The sequence below is a fragment of the Shigella sp. FC1661 genome, assembly GCF_001712525.1.
Lineage (GTDB): Bacteria > Pseudomonadota > Gammaproteobacteria > Enterobacterales > Enterobacteriaceae > Escherichia > Escherichia coli.
This window is the reverse complement of record NZ_MDGW01000572.1, coordinates 1-19,186: the sequence shown is the minus strand read 5'-3', so window position 1 is coordinate 19,186 and position 19,186 is coordinate 1. Positions and strand designations below refer to the sequence as shown.

The window sequence follows — 19,186 nt, the reverse complement described above, 5'->3', positions numbered from 1 at the left end:
CGACATCCGACGCCATTCATGGCCATATCAATGATTTTCTGGTGCGTACCGGGCTGAGAGGCGGTGTAAGTGAACTGTAGTTGCCATGTTTTACGGCAATGAGAGCAGAGATAGCGCTGATGTCCGGCAGTGCTTTTGCCGTTACGCACCACGCCTTCAGTAGCGGAGCAGGAAGGACATCTGATGGAAATGGAAGCCACGCAAGCACCTTAAAATCACCATCATACACTAAATCAGTAAGTTGGCAGCATTACCAACGACTGGTTCAACATCAAAGAGCGCGGACGCCCGATGGGCTTCTTCAACGCAGCTTCTACCATTGGCGTTGCCGTAAGCCCACCGATTCTGGCGGCGATGATGCTGGTGATGGGCTGGCGCGGGATGTTTATTACCATTGGTGTACTGGGGATTTTTCTCGCCATCGGCTGGTATATGCTCTATCGCAACCGCGAGCACGTAGAACTGACTGCCGTTGAGCAAGCTTATCTCAATGCAGGTAGCGTCAATGCCCGCCGAGATCCGCTCAGTTTTGCCGAATGGCGCAGCCTGTTCCGTAACCGTACAATGTGGGGAATGATGCTCGGATTCAGTGGCATCAACTACACTGCGTGGCTGTATCTGGCCTGGCTTCCTGGTTACCTGCAAACAGCCTATAACCTGGATTTAAAAAGCACAGGGTTGATGGCGGCTATCCCTTTCCTGTTTGGGGCTGCCGGGATGCTGGTCAACGGTTACGTTACCGACTGGCTGGTCAAAGGGGGAATGGCTCCGATTAAAAGCCGTAAGATCTGCATTATTGCCGGGATGTTCTGTTCTGCCGCCTTTACGCTGATAGTACCACAAGCGACAACATCCATGACGGCGGTTCTGCTGATTGGCATGGCACTGTTCTGTATTCACTTTGCCGGAACATCCTGCTGGGGCTTGATCCACGTCGCAGTTGCTTCTCGCATGACTGCGTCGGTGGGCAGTATCCAGAACTTTGCCAGCTTCATCTGCGCCTCTTTTGCGCCGATCATTACTGGTTTTATTGTTGATACCACCCACTCATTCCGTCTGGCACTAATCATCTGCGGTTGCGTCACCGCAGCGGGGGCACTGGCGTACATCTTCCTGGTTCGTCAGCCGATCAACGACCCACGTAAAGATTAATCTCCTTATGCCCGATAACATTTTGCTTATCGGGCATTTTCATGGCGATTAAAATGTTTCCCAGTTCTCCTCGCTATCTGCCACGGCCATTTTACGCGGCGCAGCTGGCGTCACGGTTTTTACCACAGCCGATGTTTCACGCTGCTGTTGCTGAATCCGGAACACTGCCACTGCTTCGGTCAGGCGACTGGCCTGCTCTTCCAGCGCGGCGGCGGCAGCGGCAGACTCTTCCACCAGCGCGGCGTTCTGTTGAGTTACCCGGTCCATCTCAGCAACCGCTAAGCCAACCTGATCGATACCACGGCTCTGCTCATCAGAAGCAGAAGCAATTTCGCCCATAATGTCCGTCACGCGGGTCACGGCGCTGACAATCTCCGCCATTGTTTCCCCGGCGCTTTCGACCAGCGTAGAGCCAACATCCACTTTCCCCACCGAGTCTTCAATCAGGCTTTTAATTTCACGAGCCGCCTGGGCGCTGCGCTGGGCCAGATTACGCACTTCTCCCGCGACCACCGCAAAACCGCGCCCTTGCTCACCCGCACGCGCAGCCTCAACCGCCGCGTTCAAAGCCAGAATATTGGTCTGGAAGGCAATGCCGTCAATTACGCTGATAATATCGGCGATTTTCTGCGAACTGGTGGAGATATCGCGCATAGTCTGCACCACGTTATCTACCACTTTGCCGCCGCGTTGCGCCGTTTCAGAAGCACTTAACGCCAGATGGCTGGCCTGGCGCGCATTTTCGGCGTTCTGCTTCACCGTTGCGGTCAGTTGCTCCATGCTGGCTGCCGTCTCTTCCAGCGAAGCGGCCTGTTGCTCGGTGCGCGAAGAGAGATCGTTATTGCCGGTGGCGATTTCGCTGGCACCGCTATAGATGGCATTGGCCCCGTTGCGCACATCACCGACGGTACGCATCAGCTCTCCCTGCATATGGCGCAAACTCTCTGCCAGTTGCCCCATCTCATTAGAGCCATCCACCTCAATCGGTTTCACCAGATCGCCGCCTGCAATATGACGAATGCTGTCAATCAGGCGATTCATTGGCGCTACCAGCGAGGCTTTAATACCGAACCAGACGGCGAAGATGACCGCCAGTACGACGATCATCACGCCCACCAGAATCCACATCGCCTGGCTGTAGGAGGCATTGTTATCGCTGACGGCGATATCATAGAGCCGATCGTTTTGCTCCATGTAAGCCACATACTGCTTCTCGAAACCGTCCTGATATCCCTGGGTCGGCTGATCAAAGAACTCGTTGATTTTGCCTGCACCTAACAGTTGGATCAGCTCCGCCAGCGCATTGTGATAAATATCGTAATTACGTTTGATCTCTGCCGCTGCGGCGGTGCTCTGACGCGGGTCACGCGGCAACGCTTCGTAATCCGCCCAGTTTTTTTCCGCCTGTTTCAGCGAAATACTGGCACTCTGCATCAGCTCAGCAACGGTTGAACCGCTACCAATATTATTCTGATCCATCATGTAGCGGATACCCGCGCGGTTGAGGGTGTTACGCGTCTGCAACAACGCGACCCAGCTGCCATTCAGCGTGGATTGCTGCTGGCGAATGGTTTGTAAAACAGTGAAATTTTCTTTGTCATTCTTTAAGGCATTAAAGAACAGACCGCCTGATGTCAGTTGTAAAAGGCCAAAAACGGCCAAAACCAGCAGTAAGCTGGTCACGATCTTGATACGTTTTAACATGGTTTCTCTTTCCTGTGGACCGATGCAAGATTTTCGGCCTGGAAAGCAAAAACTTTATGAAAAGGTGTAACCCGCCATCCATGGAAAAACCAGGCGCTGGTTATCAGATACTAAAAAGTTATTCATTATCGCCCGGGATGGCTTCTTGTCGGGAATTGCCCAGAGCAATAAATTCCTCTAACAGATGGGTTAACTGTTGCATTTTCTCGGCAGTAAACTGAGCTTCAATCTGCCGATAGGCTTCTTCAATCTGTGTCTGAGCGCGGTTATACAGCGCCTGCCCCTCTTTGGTTAGCGAGATATAGAGCTTCCGCTGATCATTGATCGGCTTTAATCGCAACACTAAACCGTCGCGTTCCATCCGCGTGAGAATCCCGGTCAGGCTTGGGCGCAAAATGCAGGCGCGATACGCCAGATCGTGAAAATCCATTGATGGGCTTTCCGCCAGAATACGCACGATGCGCCACTGTTGCTCAGTCAAATTATGCCGTTTAACGATTGGGCGAAAATAACTCATCGCCGCTTCTCGCGCCTGGAGCAACGCAATGGTTAGTGAGTCGTGCATTATCTTTCCCCTGAAAAATTCAAAATCATTAATATAGAAACAGTTAATCGTCACGTTACCGGGACTGCGCTGCCCCTGCAATTCCTGATTTTATCAAAATTGATGATATTTTATTAACTTACTGATATTTAATATTTTATTATCTTTAAATGTAAATAGTTTGTTAATTAGATCACATTTACATCACTTACTTTTGCCAAACTACGCAATCGGGAATAAAAGTAATCATTAACATATTAATGATTAAGATGATCGAATCCGAGGAGTGGTAATGAAAGGCACTATCTTCGCCGTAGCGTTGAACCATCGCAGCCAACTTGATGCATGGCAGGAAGCGTTCCAGCAATCCCCCTACAAAGCCCCGCCTAAAACTGCGGTCTGGTTTATTAAACCGCGCAATACGGTGATTGGTTGCGGTGAACCGATTCCCTTTCCATAGGGTGAAAAGGTACTGAGCGGTGCGACTGTTGCGCTGATTGTGGGAAAAACGGCGACGAAAGTACGTGAAGAAGATGCGGCAGAGTACATCGCCGGATATGCGCAGGCTAACGACGTCAGCCTGCCGGAAGAGAGCTTTTACCGCCCGGCAATCAAAGCAAAATGTCGTGATGGATTCTGCCCCATTGGCGAAACCGTGGCTCTCAGCAATGTCGATAATCTGACCATCTATACCGAGATCAACGGGCGTCCTGCCGATCACTGGAATACCGCCGATTTACAACGTAACGCCGCGCAGTTGCTGAGCGCCCTGAGCGAATTTGCCACGCTGAATCCAGGCGACGCCATTCTGCTCGGCACGCCACAGGCGCGCGTGGAAATACAGCCAGGCGAGCGCGTTCGTGTTCTCGCAGAAGGTTTCCCGCCGCTGGAAAATCCGGTAGTGGACGAACGTGAAGTGACCACGCGCAAGAGCTTCCCAACGCAGCCACACCCGCACGGCACGCTGTTTGCCCTCGGCCTGAACTACGCCGACCACGCCAGCGAACTGGAATTTAAGCCACCGGAAGAACCGCTGGTGTTCCTGAAAGCGCCAAATACCCTCACTGGCGATAACCAGACCTCCGTGCGTCCAAACAATATTGAATACATGCACTATGAAGCGGAGCTGGTGGTAGTTATTGGCAAACAGGCGCGTAACGTCAGCGAAGCCGATGCCATGGATTATGTCGCGGGCTACACCGTGTGTAACGACTACGCCATTCGTGACTATCTGGAAAACTACTACCGCCCTAACCTGCGGGTAAAAAGCCGCGACGGACTGACGCCGATGCTTTCAACCATCGTGCCGAAAGAGGCGATCCCGGACCCGCATAATCTGACCCTTCGCACCTTCGTCAACGGCGAGTTACGCCAGCAAGGCACCACCGCCGATCTGATCTTCAGCGTGCCCTTCCTGATCGCCTACTTAAGTGAATTTATGACCCTGAATCCGGGCGACATGATCGCCACCGGCACACCCAAAGGCTTATCTGACGTGGTGCCTGGCGATGAAGTAGTGGTGGAAGTAGAAGGCGTGGGCCGCCTGGTGAACCGAATTGTGAGTGAGGATACAGCGAAATGAAAAAAGTAAATCATTGGATCAACGGCAAAAATGTTGCAGGTAACGACTACTTCCAGACCACCAATCCGGCAACGGGTGAAGTGCTGGCGGATGTGGCCTCTGGCGGTGAAGCGGAGATCAATCAGGCGGTAGCGGCAGCGAAAGAGGCGTTCCCGAAATGGGCCAATCTGCCGATGAAAGAGCGTGCGCGCCTGATGCGCCGTCTGGGCGATCTGATCGACCAGAACGTGCCAGAGATCGCCGCGATGGAAACCGCGGACACCGGCCTGCCGATCCATCAGACCAAAAATGTGTTGATCCCACGCGCTTCCCACAACTTTGAATTTTTCGCGGAAGTCTGCCAGCAGATGAACGGCAAGACCTATCCGGTTGACGACAAGATGCTCAACTACACGCTGGTGCAGCCGGTGGGCGTTTGTGCGCTGGTATCGCCGTGGAACGTACCGTTTATGACCGCCACATGGAAGGTCGCGCCGTGTCTGGCGCTGGGCAATACCGCGGTACTGAAAATGTCGGAACTCTCCCCGCTGACCGCTGACCGCCTGGGTGAGCTGGCGCTGGAAGCCGGTATTCCGGCAGGCGTGCTGAACGTGGTACAGGGCTACGGCGCAACCGCAGGGGATGCGCTGGTTCGTCATCATGACGTACGTGCCGTGTCGTTCACCGGCGGTACGGCCACCGGGCGCAACATCATGAAAAACGCCGGGCTGAAAAAATACTCCATGGAACTGGGCGGTAAATCGCCGGTGCTGATTTTTGAAGATGCCGATATTGAACGCGCGCTGGACGCCGCCCTGTTCACCATCTTCTCGATCAACGGCGAACGCTGCACCGCCGGTTCACGCATCTTTATTCAGCAAAGCATCTACCCGGAATTCGTTAAACGCTTTGCCGAACGCGCCAACCGTCTGCGCGTGGGCGATCCGAACGATCCGAATACCCAGGTTGGCGCGCTTATCAGCCAGCAGCACTGGGAAAAAGTCTCCGGCTATATCCGTCTCGGCATTGAAGAAGGCGCCACCCTGCTGGGGGGCGGCCCGGATAAACCGTCTGACCTGCCTGCACACCTGAAAGGCGGCAACTTCCTGCGCCCAACGGTGCTGGCAGACGTTGATAACCGTATGCGAGTCGCCCAAGAAGAGATTTTCGGGCCGGTCGCCTGCCTGCTGCCGTTTAAAGACGAAGCTGAAGGCTTACGCCTGGCAAACGACGTGGAGTACGGCCTCGCGTCGTACATCTGGACACAGGATGTCAGCAAAGTGTTACGCCTGGCGCGTGGCATTGAAGCTGGCATGGTGTTCGTCAACACCCAGAACGTGCGTGACCTGCGCCAGCCATTTGGCGGCGTAAAAGCCTCCGGCACCGGGCGTGAAGGCGGTGAGTACAGCTTCGAAGTGTTCGCGGAAATGAAGAACGTCTGCATTTCCATGGGCGACCATCCAATTCCGAAATGGGGAGTCTGATATGGGTAAGTTAGCGTTAGCCGCCAAGATCACGCACGTACCGTCGATGTATCTCTCTGAACTGCCAGGGAAAAACCACGGTTGCCGCCAGGGCGCGATCGACGGGCATAAAGAGATCAGCAAGCGTTGCCGGGAAATGGGCGTCGATACCATTATCGTTTTCGATACCCACTGGCTGGTCAACAGTGCTTATCACATCAACTGTGCAGACCATTTTGAAGGCGTCTACACCAGCAACGAGCTGCCGCATTTTATCCGCGATATGACCTACAACTACGAGGGCAACCCGGAGTTGGGGCAGCTTATTGCCGATGAAGCCTTAAAGCTCGGCGTGCGGGCAAAAGCGCACAACATTCCCAGCCTGAAACTGGAATACGGCACGCTGGTGCCGATGCGCTACATGAATGAAGACAAGCACTTCAAAGTGGTCTCCATTTCGGCTTTCTGCACGGTTCACGATTTTGCCGACAGCCGCAAGCTGGGCGAAGCGATTCTGAAAGCGATCGAACAGTACGACGGCACCGTGGCGGTCCTTGCCAGCGGTTCGTTATCGCACCGCTTTATTGACGATCAGCGTGCAGAAGAAGGGATGAACAGCTACACCCGCGAGTTCGACCGCCAGATGGACGAGCGCGTGGTGAAGTTGTGGCGCGAAGGCCAGTTCAAAGAGTTCTGCAATATGCTGCCGGAGTACGCCGACTACTGCTACGGCGAAGGCAATATGCACGACACGGTGATGCTGCTGGGGATGCTCGGCTGGGATAAATACGACGGCAAGGTGGAGTTCATCACCGAGCTATTCCCAAGCTCTGGCACCGGTCAGGTTAACGCTGTTTTCCCGCTTCCCGCGTAAGGACGTTTTATGCCGCACTTTATCGTTGAATGCAGTGACAACATCCGCGAAGAAGCCGACCTGCCGGGGTTGTTCGCCAAAGTGAATCCGACGCTGGCAGCCACGGGTATTTTTCCGCTGGCGGGTATTCGCAGCCGCGTGCATTGGGTCGATACCTGGCAGATGGCCGACGGGCAGCGTGATTATGCCTTCGTGCATATGACGTTGAAAATCGGCGCAGGTCGCAGCCTGGAAAGCCGTCAGCAGGCGGGTGAAATGCTGTTTGAACTGATTAAAACGCACTTCGCCGCCCTGATGGAGAGCCGCCTGCTGGCGTTGTCGTTTGAGATTGAAGAGCTGCATCCGACGCTGAATTTTAAACAAAACAACGTGCACGCATTGTTTAAGTAGCGCGCAGATTGCCCGGTGGCGCTGCGCTTACCGGGCCTACAAAACCCCAAACCGTACACCGTAGGCCGGATAAGGCGCAGCCGCATCCGGCAATGCCACAGGATATCGCTATGTTCGATAAACACACCCACACCCTGATCGCCCAGCGTCTGGATCAGGCAGAAAAACAGCGCGAACAGATCCGCGCGATCTCGCTGGATTACCCAGAGATCACCATCGAAGACGCTTACGCGGTGCAGCGCGAATGGGTTCGCCTGAAAATCGCCGAAGGCCGTACGCTGAAAGGCCACAAAATCGGTCTGACCTCAAAAGCAATGCAGGCCAGCTCGCAGATCAGCGAACCAGATTACGGTGCCCTGCTGGATGACATGTTCTTCCACGATGGCAGCGATATCCCGACCGATCGCTTTATCGTGCCGCGCATTGAAGTGGAGCTGGCTTTCGTGCTGGCAAAACCGCTGCGTGGGCCAAACTGCACGCTGTTCGACGTCTACAACGCCACGGACTACGTGATCCCGGCGCTGGAGCTGATCGACGCTCGCTGCCACAACATCGATCCGGAAACCCAGCGCCCGCGCAAAGTGTTCGACACCATTTCTGATAACGCCGCCAACGCCGGGGTGATCCTCGGTGGTCGTCCGATCAAACCAGACGAACTGGATCTGCGTTGGATCTCCGCCCTGATGTATCGCAATGGCGTGATTGAAGAAACCGGCGTCGCCGCTGGCGTGCTGAATCATCCGGCAAACGGCGTGGCCTGGCTGGCGAACAAACTCGCACCGTATGACGTACAACTGGAAGCCGGGCAAATCATTCTCGGTGGTTCGTTCACCCGCCCGGTTCCGGCGCGTAAGGGCGACACCTTCCACGTCGATTACGGCAACATGGGTTCCATTAGCTGCCGCTTTGTTTAAGGAGAGAACGATGGAAAACAGCTTTAAAGCGGCGCTGAAAGCAGGCCGTCCGCAGATCGGATTATGGCTGGGGCTGAGTAGCAGCTACAGCGCAGAGTTACTGGCCGGAGCAGGATTCGACTGGTTGTTGATCGACGTGAGCACGCGCCGAATAACGTGCAAACCGTGCTCACCCAGCTACAGGCGATTGCGCCCTACCCCAACCAGCCGGTAGTACGTCCGTCGTGGAACGATCCGGTGCAAATCAAACAACTGCTGGACGTCGGCACACAAACCTTGCTGGTGCCGATGGTACAAAACGCTGACGAAGCCCGTGAAGCGGTACGCGCCACCCGTTATCCCCCCGCCGGTATTCGCGGTGTGGGCAGTGCGCTGGCCCGCGCCTCGCGCTGGAATCGTATTCCTGATTACCTGCAAAAAGCCAACGATCAAATGTGCGTGCTGGTGCAGATCGAAACGCGTGAGGCAATGAAGAACTTACCGCAGATTCTGGACGTGGAAGGCGTCGACGGCGTGTTTATCGGCCCGGCGGATCTGAGCGCCGATATGGGTTATGCCGGTAATCCGCAGCACCCGGAAGTACAGGCCGCCATTGAGCAGGCGATCGTGCAGATCCGTGAATCGGGCAAAGCGCCGGGGATCCTGATCGCCAATGAGCAACTGGCAAAACGCTATCTGGAACTGGGCGCGCTGTTTGTCGCCGTCGGCGTTGACACCACCCTGCTCGCCCGCGCCGCTGAAGCGCTGGCAGCACGGTTTGGTGCGCAGGCCACCGCCGTGAAGCCCGGCGTGTATTAATGCCGGATGCGCTGCACTTATCCGGCCTACACTCGCACCAAACCGTAGGCCGGATAAGGCGTTTACGCCGCATCCGGCAAAAAGCCGTACCAAATCGCGGACCGGATAAGGCGTTACGCCGCATCCGCCATAAACCTTGTCGTACCCTACAAAAATCCCATTAGAGGAAGAAAAATGAGCGACACCTCACCTGCCATACCGGAGAGTATCGATCCGGCGAATCAGCATAAAGCGCTGACTGCCGGACAACAGGCGGTTATTAAGAAGCTATTTCGCCGCCTGATCGTCTTTCTGTTCGTGCTGTTTATCTTCTCGTTCCTTGATCGCATCAACATCGGCTTTGCCGGACTCACGATGGGACGCGACCTCGGTCTGAGCGCCACCATGTTTGGCCTCGCTACCACCCTGTTCTATGCCGCTTATGTCATCTTCGGCATTCCCAGCAACATTATGCTGAGTATTGTCGGTGCGCGGCGCTGGATCGCCACCATCATGGTGCTCTGGGGCATCGCCTCTACTGCCACCATGTTTGCCACTGGCCCCACCAGCTTGTACGTACTGCGTATACTGGTTGGCATTACCGAAGCCGGCTTTCTGCCTAGTATTCTGCTGTATTTAACCTTCTGGTTTCCGGCCTATTTCCGCGCCCGTGCCAACGCCTTGTTTATGGTAGCAATGCCGGTAACGACAGCGTTGGGCTCGATCGTTTCCGGCTACATTTTGTCGCTGGATTGCGTCATGGCATTAAAAGGCTGGCAGTGGCTGTTTTTGCTGGAAGGCTTCCCGTCGGTATTACTCGGCGTCATGGTGTGGTTCTGGCTTGATGACTCACCGGACAAAGCTAAGTGGCTGACGAAAGAAGACAAAAAATGCCTGCAAGAGATGATGGATAACGATCGTCTGACGCTGGTTCAGCCAGAGGGAGCCATCAGCCACCACGCCATGCAACAACGCAGTATGTGGCGGGAGATCTTCACTCCGGTGGTGATGATGTATACCCTGGCGTATTTCTGCCTGACCAACACACTTAGTGCGATCAGCATCTGGACACCGCAGATCCTGCAAAGTTTTAATCAGGGCAGCAGTAATATCACCATCGGCCTGCTGGCCGCCGTACCGCAGATTTGTACCATTCTCGGGATGGTCTACTGGAGCCGTCACTCAGATCGCCGCCAGGAACGAAGGCATCACACCGCCCTTCCTTATTTGTTCGCTGCCGCAGGTTGGTTACTGGCTTCGGCAACTGATCACAACATGATCCAGATGCTGGGGATCATTATGGCTTCGACCGGATCATTCAGCGCAATGGCGATTTTCTGGACAACACCGGATCAGTCCATCAGCCTGCGGGCACGAGCGATCGGTATTGCGGTGATCAACGCCACTGGCAACATTGGTTCAGCGTTAAGTCCGTTTATGATCGGCTGGTTGAAAGATTTGACCGGCAGCTTTAACAGTGGATTGTGGTTTGTTGCCGCCTGCTGGTGATTGGTGCGGGGATTATCTGGGCGATTCCAATGCAGTCCTCCCGTCCGCGAGCGACCCCGTAAGGAACGACGATGTGTGACCGTCAGATTGCCAATATTGATATCAGCAAAGAGTACGATGAAAGCCTGGGCACGGACGATGTGCATTATCAGTCGTTCGCCCGCATGGCGGCATTTTTTGGCCGCCATATGCTGCCACATCGCCACGAACAGTACTTTCAGATGCATTTCCTCAATAGCGGACAGATTGAGCTACAGCTTGACGATCATCGCTACTCGGTGGAAGCGCCCCTGTTTGTCCTGACGCCGCCGTCAGTACCTCATGCGTTTATTACGGAGTCTGACGCCGACGGTCATGTGTTGACGGTACGGGAAGATCTGATCTGACCCCTGCTGGAAGTTCTTTATCCGGGCACTCGGGAAACCTTCGGCCTGCCGGGGGCCTGTCACTGGCAGATAAACCCGACGAACTGGCGGCGCTGGAACACTATTGGCAACTGATAGAGCGGGAATCGGTGGAACAACTGCCTGGACGGGAACACACCCTGACGTTACTGGCACAGGCAGTGTTCACCCTACTGCTGCGTAACGCAAAACTCGACGACCATGCCGCCAGCGGGATGCGCGGAGAATTAAAACTGTTCCAGCGTTTTAATATGCTGATTGAAAGCCATTTTCATCAGCACTGGACAGTACCGGATTACGCTAACGAACTGCATATCACCGAATCACGACTCACGGACATCTGCCGTCGCTTTGCCAACCGTCCGCCAAAACGGTTGATTTTCGACAGGCAGCTGCGAGAAGCCAAGCGGCTGCTGCTGTTTTCTGATAACGCCGTGAACAATATTGCCTGGCAATAAGGATCCGGCTTATTTTGCGCGCTTTTTTAATCGCTTAGTCGGTTGCTCGCCCAGTGCTTATCGCGCCAAAAAAGTACCTGTGACGTGAAAATCCCTTAGCCTTAACGGGAAACCAGGCACCACCAGCTATTCCCCTTTCTCCGCCTGGAGCAAGGGGATTTAGTAACGTCAAAAATCGCTAAAAGCGACCTCGATCACAAAACCGTACCCGACCTGAAAAGTACCAGCCATTGTCCCAAAAGTCTCTTCCCGTAATCGCCCCTGCAAGCTTCAATTGAATAACAAAAACAACACACAAAATTAACAATCGTATTCCGATTAATACTGTAGAGGTCGACATGAAACCAGAAGATTTCCGCGCCAGTACCCAACGTCCGTTCACCGGGGAAGAGTATCTGAAAAGCCTGCAGGATGGTCGCGAGATCTATATCTATGGCGAGCGAGTGAAAGACGTCACTACTCATCCGGCATTTCGTAATGCGGCAGCGTCTGTTGCCCAACTGTACGACGCGCTACACAAACCGGAGATGCAGGACTCTCTGTGCTGGAACACCGACACCGGCAGCGGCGGCTATACCCATAAATTCTTCCGCGTGGCGAAAAGTGCCGACGACCTGCGCCAGCAACGCGATGCCATCGCTGAGTGGTCACGCCTGAGCTATGGCTGGATGGGCCGTACCCCAGACTACAAAGCTGCTTTCGGTTGCGCACTGGGCGCGAATCCGGGCTTTTACGGTCAGTTCGAGCAGAACGCCCGTAACTGGTACACCCGTATTCAGGAAACTGGCCTCTACTTTAACCACGCGATTGTTAACCCACCGATCGATCGTCATTTGCCGACCGATAAAGTAAAAGACGTTTACATCAAGCTGGAAAAAGAGACTGACGCCGGGATTATCGTCAGCGGTGCGAAAGTGGTTGCCACCAACTCGGCGCTGACTCACTACAACATGATTGGCTTCGGCTCGGCACAAGTGATGGGCGAAAACCCGGACTTCGCACTGATGTTCGTTGCGCCAATGGATGCCGATGGCGTAAAATTAATCTCCCGCGCCTCTTATGAGATGGTCGCGGGTGCTACCGGCTCGCCATACGACTACCCGCTCTCCAGCCGCTTCGATGAGAACGATGCGATTCTGGTGATGGATAACGTGCTGATCCCATGGGAAAACGTACTGATCTACCGCGATTTCGATCGCTGCCGTCGCTGGACAATGGAAGGCGGTTTTGCCCGTATGTATCCGCTGCAAGCCTGTGTGCGCCTGGCAGTGAAATTAGACTTCATTACAGCACTGCTGAAAAAATCACTCGAATGTACCGGCACCCTGGAGTTCCGTGGTGTACAGGCCGATCTCGGTGAAGTGGTGGCGTGGCGCAACACCTTCTGGGCATTGAGTGACTCGATGTGTTCTGAAGCGACGCCGTGGGTCAACGGGGCTTATTTACCGGATCATGCCGCACTGCAAACCTATCGCGTACTGGCACCAATGGCCTACGCGAAGATCAAAAACATTATCGAACGCAACGTTACCAGTGGCCTGATCTATCTCCCTTCCAGTGCCCGTGACCTGAACAATCCGCAGATCGACCAGTATCTGGCGAAGTATGTGCGCGGTTCGAATGGTATGGATCACGTCCAGCACATCAAGATCCTCAAACTGATGTGGGACGCCATTGGCAGCGAGTTTGGTGGTCGCCACGAACTGTATGAAATCAACTACTCCGGTAGCCAGGATGAGATTCGCCTGCAGTGTCTGCGCCAGGCACAAAGCTCCGGCAATATGGACAAGATGATGGCGATGGTTGATCGCTGCCTGTCGGAATACGACCAGAACGGCTGGACTGTGCCGCACTTGCACAACAACGACGATATCAACATGCTGGATAAGCTGCTGAAATAACGCAGCAGGAGGTTAAGATGCAATTAGATGAACAGCGCCTGCGCTTTCGTGACGCGATGGCCAGCCTGTCGGCAGCGGTAAATATTATCACCACCGAGGGCGACGCCGGACAATGCGGGATTACGGCAACGGCCGTCTGCTCGGTCACGGATACACCACCATCGCTGATGGTGTGCATTAACGCCAACAGTGCGATGAACCCGGTTTTTCAGGGCAACGGTAAGTTGTGCGTCAACGTCCTCAACCATGAGCAGGAACTGATGGCACGCCACTTCGCGGGCATGACAGGCATGGCGATGGAAGAGCGTTTTAGCCTCTCATGCTGGCAAAAAGGTCCGCTGGCGCAGCCGGTGCTGAAAGGTTCGCTGGCCAGTCTTGAAGGTGAGATCCGCGATGTGCAGGCAATTGGCACACATCTGGTGTATCTGGTGGAGATTAAAAACATCATCCTCAGTGCAGAAGGTCACGGACTTATCTACTTTAAACGCCGTTTCCATCCAGTGATGCTGGAAATGGAAGCTGCGATTTAAGCTCCAGCCCCTTCACGTATTCGTCGAAGGGGCATTTTTATTGTGATCTCAATCACATATCCACCCGATGAATAATTCTTGCCCAACCGCTCACCGCCATTCCTGACCGCTTACGTCCCTAAAATAACCACTCAGTTATTTACCTTACTTTACGCGCGCGTAACTCTGGCAACATCACTGCAGGATAGCGGTCAATTTACCTCCTCAAACGCAACGCAAACCTAGAACGGCTTCGGCCTATGATTAACAAATTACTCTATGAATTTTGGTTTGCAGGAAGGCAGCAAGTGAGTGAATCCCCGGGAGCTTACAACAGTAAGTGACAGAGGTGAACGAACGCAGCTGCCGCACCTGTAAGCCAAAAGACGACGAGTAAAATGCCAGGTTTTACTATGGATACGAAAAAACTATTCAAGCACATACCCTGGGTGATTCTCGGAATCATCGGTGCATTCTGCCTCGCGGTAGTTGCATTACGTCGGGGGGAGCACGTCAGCGCCCTGTGGATCGTGGTCGCCTCTGTGTCGGTGTATCTGGTGGCGTATCGCTACTACAGTCTGTACATCGCCCAGAAGGTGATGAAACTCGACCCCACGCGCGCGACGCCTGCGGTTATTAACAACGACGGTCTGAACTACGTTCCGACCAACCGTTACGTGTTGTTTGGTCACCACTTCGCCGCTATCGCTGGTGCCGGTCCGCTGGTTGGTCCGGTGCTCGCCGCGCAGATGGGCTACCTGCCTGGCACGCTGTGGCTGCTGGCGGGGGTAGTACTGGCCGGTGCGGTTCAGGACTTTATGGTGCTGTTTATCTCCTCTCGCCGTAACGGCGCATCTCTCGGTGAGATGATCAAAGAAGAGATGGGACCAGTACCGGGGACTATCGCGCTGTTTGGCTGTTTCTTAATCATGATCATCATCCTCGCCGTTCTGGCGCTGATTGTGGTTAAAGCCCTGGCCGAAAGTCCGTGGGGTGTCTTCACCGTTTGCTCAACCGTACCGATTGCGCTGTTTATGGGTATCTACATGCGCTTTATCCGTCCGGGGCGTGTAGGTGAAGTTTCTGTTATTGGTATCGTGCTGCTGGTTGCCTCTATCTATTTCGGTGGCGTGATTGCTCACGATCCGTACTGGGGTCCGGCACTGACCTTTAAAGACACCACCATTACCTTCGCGCTGATTGGCTATGCGTTTGTTTCCGCACTGCTGCCGGTGTGGCTGATCCTCGCACCGCGCGACTATCTGGCAACCTTCCTGAAAATCGGCGTTATCGTCGGCCTGGCGCTGGGTATCGTGGTACTGAACCCGGAACTGAAAATGCCTGCAATGACCCAGTACATTGACGGTACTGGCCCGCTGTGGAAAGGCGCTCTGTTCCCGTTCCTGTTCATCACCATCGCCTGTGGTGCGGTATCTGGCTTCCACGCGCTGATCTCTTCCGGTACGACGCCGAAATTGCTGGCTAACGAAACCGACGCGCGTTTCATTGGCTACGGCGCAATGCTGATGGAATCCTTCGTGGCGATTATGGCGCTGGTTGCTGCGTCCATCATCGAACCGGGTCTTTACTTCGCGATGAATACCCCGCCTGCTGGCCTTGGCATCACCATGCCTAACCTGCATGAAATGGGTGGCGAGAACGCGCCGATCATCATGGCGCAGCTGAAAGACGTTACCGCACACGCGGCGGCGACCGTCAGCTCCTGGGGCTTCGTGATTTCGCCAGAGCAGATCCTGCAAACCGCGAAAGACATTGGTGAGCCTTCTGTCCTGAACCGTGCAGGTGGCGCGCCGACGCTGGCGGTAGGTATCGCTCACGTGTTCCACAAAGTGCTGCCGATGGCTGACATGGGCTTCTGGTATCACTTCGGTATTCTGTTCGAAGCCCTGTTCATCCTGACCGCGCTGGATGCGGGTACTCGTTCTGGCCGCTTTATGCTGCAAGACCTGCTGGGTAACTTCATCCCGTTCCTGAAAAAAACCGACTCTCTGGTTGCCGGTATCATCGGTACTGCGGGCTGTGTGGGTCTGTGGGGCTACCTGCTGTATCAGGGCGTGGTCGATCCGCTGGGCGGCGTTAAGAGCCTGTGGCCGCTGTTCGGTATTTCCAACCAGATGCTGGCAGCCGTAGCGCTGGTACTGGGCACCGTTGTGCTGATTAAGATGAAGCGCACCCAATACATCTGGGTAACTGTTGTTCCGGCTGTATGGCTGCTTATCTGCACCACCTGGGCGCTGGGTCTGAAACTGTTCAGCACCAACCCGCAGATGGAAGGCTTCTTCTACATGGCAAGCCAGTACAAAGAGAAGATTGCTAACGGTACTGACCTGACGGCGCAGCAGATTGCCAACATGAACCACATCGTTGTGAACAACTACACCAACGCAGGCCTGAGTATTCTGTTCCTGATTGTGGTGTACAGCATCATCTTCTACGGTTTCAAAACCTGGCTTGCGGTGCGTAACAGCGACAAACGTACTGACAAAGAAACTCCGTACGTTCCAATCCCGGAAGGCGGCGTGAAGATCTCTTCGCACCACTAACCGGTTGCCGGATGCGCTGCGCGTATCCGGCCTACAAAGTGTCTATCGTAGGCCGGATAAGGCGTTTACGCCGCATCCGGCAAATCCCTAGCCCGGACCTTCCGGGCTTTACGCATATCTGGAAGGCAAAATGTTTGGTAACTTAGGACAGGCAAAAAAATATCTCGGCCAGGCGGCGAAGATGTTGATTGGCATTCCAGACTACGACAACTACGTCGAGCATATGAAGACCAACCATCCCGACAAGCCGTACATGAGCTATGAAGAATTCTTCCGCGAACGCCAGAACGCGCGCTACGGCGGCGATGGTAAAGGCGGTATGCGCTGTTGTTAATGGAGAGAGCATGAACCCGATTGCAGTTACCCTACTCACCGGTTTTTTAGGCGCGGGCAAAACCACCCTGCTGCGCCATATTCTTAACGAACAACACGGCTACAAGATTGCCGTGATTGAAAACGAATTCGGCGAAGTCTCCGTTGATGATCAACTGATTGGCGACCGCGCCACGCAGATCAAAACGCTGACCAACGGCTGCATCTGCTGTTCGCGCTCCAACGAGCTGGAAGACGCACTACTCGACCTGCTGGATAATCTCGACAAGGGCAATATTCAGTTCGACCGTCTGGTCATTGAATGCACCGGCATGGCCGATCCCGGCCCGATTATTCAGACCTTCTTCTCCCATGAGATTTTATGCCAGCGCTACCTGCTGGACGGGGTGATTGCGCTGGTGGATGCGGTACATGCCGATGAGCAGATGAACCAGTTCACCATCGCCCAGTCCCAGGTTGGCTACGCCGACCGTATTCTGCTGACGAAAACCGACATCGCAGGCGAAGCAGAGAAACTGCGTGAACGCCTGGCGCGCATCAACGCCCGCGCACCGGTCTACACCGTTACCCACGGCGATATCGACCTGGGCCTTCTGTTCAACACCAACGGTTTTATGCTGGAAGAAAACGTCGTCAGCACCAAACCGCGTTTCCACTTTATCGCGGACAAACAAAACGATATTTCGTCGATTGTGGTGGAACTGGATTACCCAGTAGATATCAGCGAAGTTTCCCGGGTGATGGAAAACCTGCTGCTGGAATCGGCGGATAAACTGCTGCGTTACAAAGGGATGCTGTGGATTGACGGCGAACCTAACCGCCTGCTGTTCCAGGGCGTCCAGCGCCTCTACAGCGCCGACTGGGACCGCCCGTGGGGCGATGAAAAACCGCATAGCACGATGGTGTTTATCGGGATTCAGTTGCCGGAGGATGAGATTCGGGCGGCGTTTGCGGGACTCAAAAAGTAACCAGCCCTCCAACATCACAATACCTGAGACTTTATCACCCTCATATTCCTCCAGAATATGAGGGCATTCGGGCTTAATTATCTCTGAACGTGCAACACTTCCTGCGACTCCTTATGCGCCTCCACATCCTGCTTCGTTAACCAGAGCGACTTACGACCAAAATTTTCGTACATTTTCAGCTGATCTTCATAGTGCTGATCAACTGTTCCATCGGGAGCAATAAACCCACTCTGACCGGGTGCGACCACATCCCAGGCAAGCACCGGACGATCGCTTGTCGTTGGTGAGAAAACAATCATATCGTTTTCTGTTCCACGGTTTTGATACTCCGCCTGATGACGCGTTTCTTCCGCTGCGGCCTGCGGTACACCAAAGAAATTATTTGCCCGGAACGTTAAGGCCATTGCAGGTGTTTTCCAGTTACTCACATTATTGCCATAGCGTTTGGAAAGAGTCTCCCAGGTATCTTCCAGCGCAGCCAACACAACCTCCTGCTGTGGTTTCCCAGCAAACAGATCAACCGCCTGTGGGATTGGTGATTTGTCTCCCTGCACCGCCTCATACAAAATTTTTGCTCCAACACTTATATTCAGCGAACCAGTTGGGCCGTCCTGGGTTGTTTCGTAGCCACTGGCGCTGTACCACTTATCAAATGGCATAGGTACGGCAGCCACTACGGTACGCTTCAACATACTGGTCAGCCAAACGTTCAGGATGGCAGAGCCTGGCTGCTGCCAGGTTTTACCATCATCATTAAGCAAATTGATGCCATCCCAACGTGTTAATGTATCCACCAACTGACGGCGCGGATCGCTCTGTGTCAAACCAGATGTCGCTGCTTGCAGAGTAGGTAAAAAAAGCCTCAGGTTAAGATCCTGACGACTGGTTTGGCGAATAACATCCCATGCCTGATCAGCAGTTAAGCGTGGCTTTTGCTCAAGCAGTCGGTCGATCTCCGTAACGCGATCTGCCCCGTTACTTTATTCGTACCCCTTATAATGGGGTGTTAGCCAGCCAGACCCGGCATGATTACTGCCCCCAGTCGTCCATGATCCGGGGGGGGATGTCACCGGGTCTGGTGGGGCGCTGGTAACCGCTAATAGGGGTCAGGTCAGGCACTTTTGCCGGGACCGTCTGTAACGTGGATGCCGGTACCTGCTC

At 54.3% G+C, this 19,186-nt stretch carries 12 protein-coding genes and 6 pseudogenes; 14 read left to right on the top strand and 4 right to left on the bottom strand.

Annotated features, from left to right (window positions below):
- On the bottom strand, positions 1-200 hold a 200-nt coding region (locus BFF42_RS22865; RefSeq protein ID WP_001638972.1), incomplete at its 3' end, for an IS1 family transposase.
- Between the two features lie 49 nt (positions 201-249).
- On the opposite strand from BFF42_RS22865, the pseudogene BFF42_RS22860 reads away from it, so the two are divergent.
- Positions 250-1,152, top strand: a pseudogene (locus BFF42_RS22860) (MFS transporter); the annotation flags it as partial.
- A gap of 48 nt (positions 1,153-1,200) precedes the next feature.
- On the opposite strand, the gene tsr reads toward BFF42_RS22860, so the two are convergent.
- Positions 1,201-2,856, bottom strand: a complete 1,656-nt coding sequence (tsr, locus tag BFF42_RS22855) for a methyl-accepting chemotaxis protein (RefSeq protein ID WP_000919572.1) — start codon at positions 2,854-2,856, stop codon at positions 1,201-1,203.
- Positions 2,857-2,974: 118 nt separating this feature from the next.
- Entirely contained in the window at positions 2,975-3,421 is a 447-nt protein-coding gene (gene hpaR / locus BFF42_RS22850; protein WP_000543915.1) for a homoprotocatechuate degradation operon regulator HpaR, read from the bottom strand.
- Positions 3,422-3,692: 271 nt separating this feature from the next.
- On the opposite strand from hpaR, the pseudogene hpaG reads away from it, so the two are divergent.
- The 13 genes and pseudogenes from hpaG to yjiA all read left to right on the top strand — a co-directional run bounded on the left by hpaG (position 3,693) and on the right by yjiA (position 18,025).
- Positions 3,693-4,982, top strand: a pseudogene (hpaG, locus tag BFF42_RS22845) (4-hydroxyphenylacetate degradation bifunctional isomerase/decarboxylase).
- Positions 4,979-6,445 (top strand): 5-carboxymethyl-2-hydroxymuconate semialdehyde dehydrogenase, encoded by a 1,467-nt coding sequence (hpaE, locus tag BFF42_RS22840; protein ID WP_039060503.1) that lies wholly within the window; start codon positions 4,979-4,981, stop codon positions 6,443-6,445. The pseudogene hpaG and the gene hpaE overlap by 4 nt, the downstream one beginning before the upstream one ends.
- A gap of 1 nt (position 6,446) precedes the next feature.
- Positions 6,447-7,298 carry a 3,4-dihydroxyphenylacetate 2,3-dioxygenase gene (gene hpaD, locus BFF42_RS22835; protein WP_000516990.1) on the top strand — a complete coding sequence of 284 codons (852 nt, stop codon included), beginning with the start codon at positions 6,447-6,449 and terminating at the stop codon, positions 7,296-7,298.
- Positions 7,299-7,307: 9 nt separating this feature from the next.
- The gene (locus BFF42_RS22830; RefSeq protein WP_001119864.1) at positions 7,308-7,688 is read left to right on the top strand and encodes a 5-carboxymethyl-2-hydroxymuconate Delta-isomerase; all 381 of its coding nucleotides are present in this window, start codon (positions 7,308-7,310) and stop codon (positions 7,686-7,688) included.
- 110 nt (positions 7,689-7,798) lie between these two features.
- Entirely contained in the window at positions 7,799-8,602 is an 804-nt protein-coding gene (hpaH, locus tag BFF42_RS22825; RefSeq protein WP_000459750.1) for a 2-oxo-hept-4-ene-1,7-dioate hydratase, read from the top strand.
- Between the two features lie 10 nt (positions 8,603-8,612).
- Positions 8,613-9,400: pseudogene (gene hpaI, locus BFF42_RS22820) on the top strand (4-hydroxy-2-oxoheptanedioate aldolase).
- A 174-nt stretch (positions 9,401-9,574) separates the two neighbouring features.
- Positions 9,575-10,950 (top strand): annotated as a pseudogene (gene hpaX, locus BFF42_RS22815) (4-hydroxyphenylacetate permease).
- Between the two features lie 9 nt (positions 10,951-10,959).
- Positions 10,960-11,838 (top strand): annotated as a pseudogene (gene hpaA, locus BFF42_RS22810) (4-hydroxyphenylacetate catabolism regulatory protein HpaA).
- A gap of 250 nt (positions 11,839-12,088) precedes the next feature.
- Complete coding sequence (hpaB, locus tag BFF42_RS22805) at positions 12,089-13,651, top strand: 4-hydroxyphenylacetate 3-monooxygenase, oxygenase component (RefSeq protein WP_000801471.1); 1,563 nt, start codon at positions 12,089-12,091, stop codon at positions 13,649-13,651.
- 17 nt (positions 13,652-13,668) lie between these two features.
- Positions 13,669-14,181, top strand: coding sequence for a 4-hydroxyphenylacetate 3-monooxygenase reductase subunit (locus BFF42_RS22800; RefSeq protein ID WP_001175455.1), 513 nt, complete (start codon positions 13,669-13,671; stop codon positions 14,179-14,181).
- A gap of 392 nt (positions 14,182-14,573) precedes the next feature.
- A complete protein-coding gene (btsT, locus tag BFF42_RS22795; protein WP_001298933.1) occupies positions 14,574-16,724 on the top strand; it encodes a pyruvate/proton symporter BtsT in 2,151 nt (716 codons plus the stop codon).
- Positions 16,725-16,854: 130 nt separating this feature from the next.
- Positions 16,855-17,058, top strand: coding sequence for a YbdD/YjiX family protein (locus BFF42_RS22790; protein ID WP_000467859.1), 204 nt, complete (start codon positions 16,855-16,857; stop codon positions 17,056-17,058).
- A 10-nt stretch (positions 17,059-17,068) separates the two neighbouring features.
- The gene (yjiA, locus tag BFF42_RS22785) at positions 17,069-18,025 is read left to right on the top strand and encodes a GTPase (RefSeq protein WP_012421646.1); all 957 of its coding nucleotides are present in this window, start codon (positions 17,069-17,071) and stop codon (positions 18,023-18,025) included.
- A gap of 77 nt (positions 18,026-18,102) precedes the next feature.
- Here yjiA and BFF42_RS22780 read toward each other — a convergent pair.
- Positions 18,103-18,999: pseudogene (locus BFF42_RS22780) on the bottom strand (penicillin acylase family protein); the annotation flags it as partial.
- Positions 19,000-19,186: the final 187 nt, after the last annotated feature.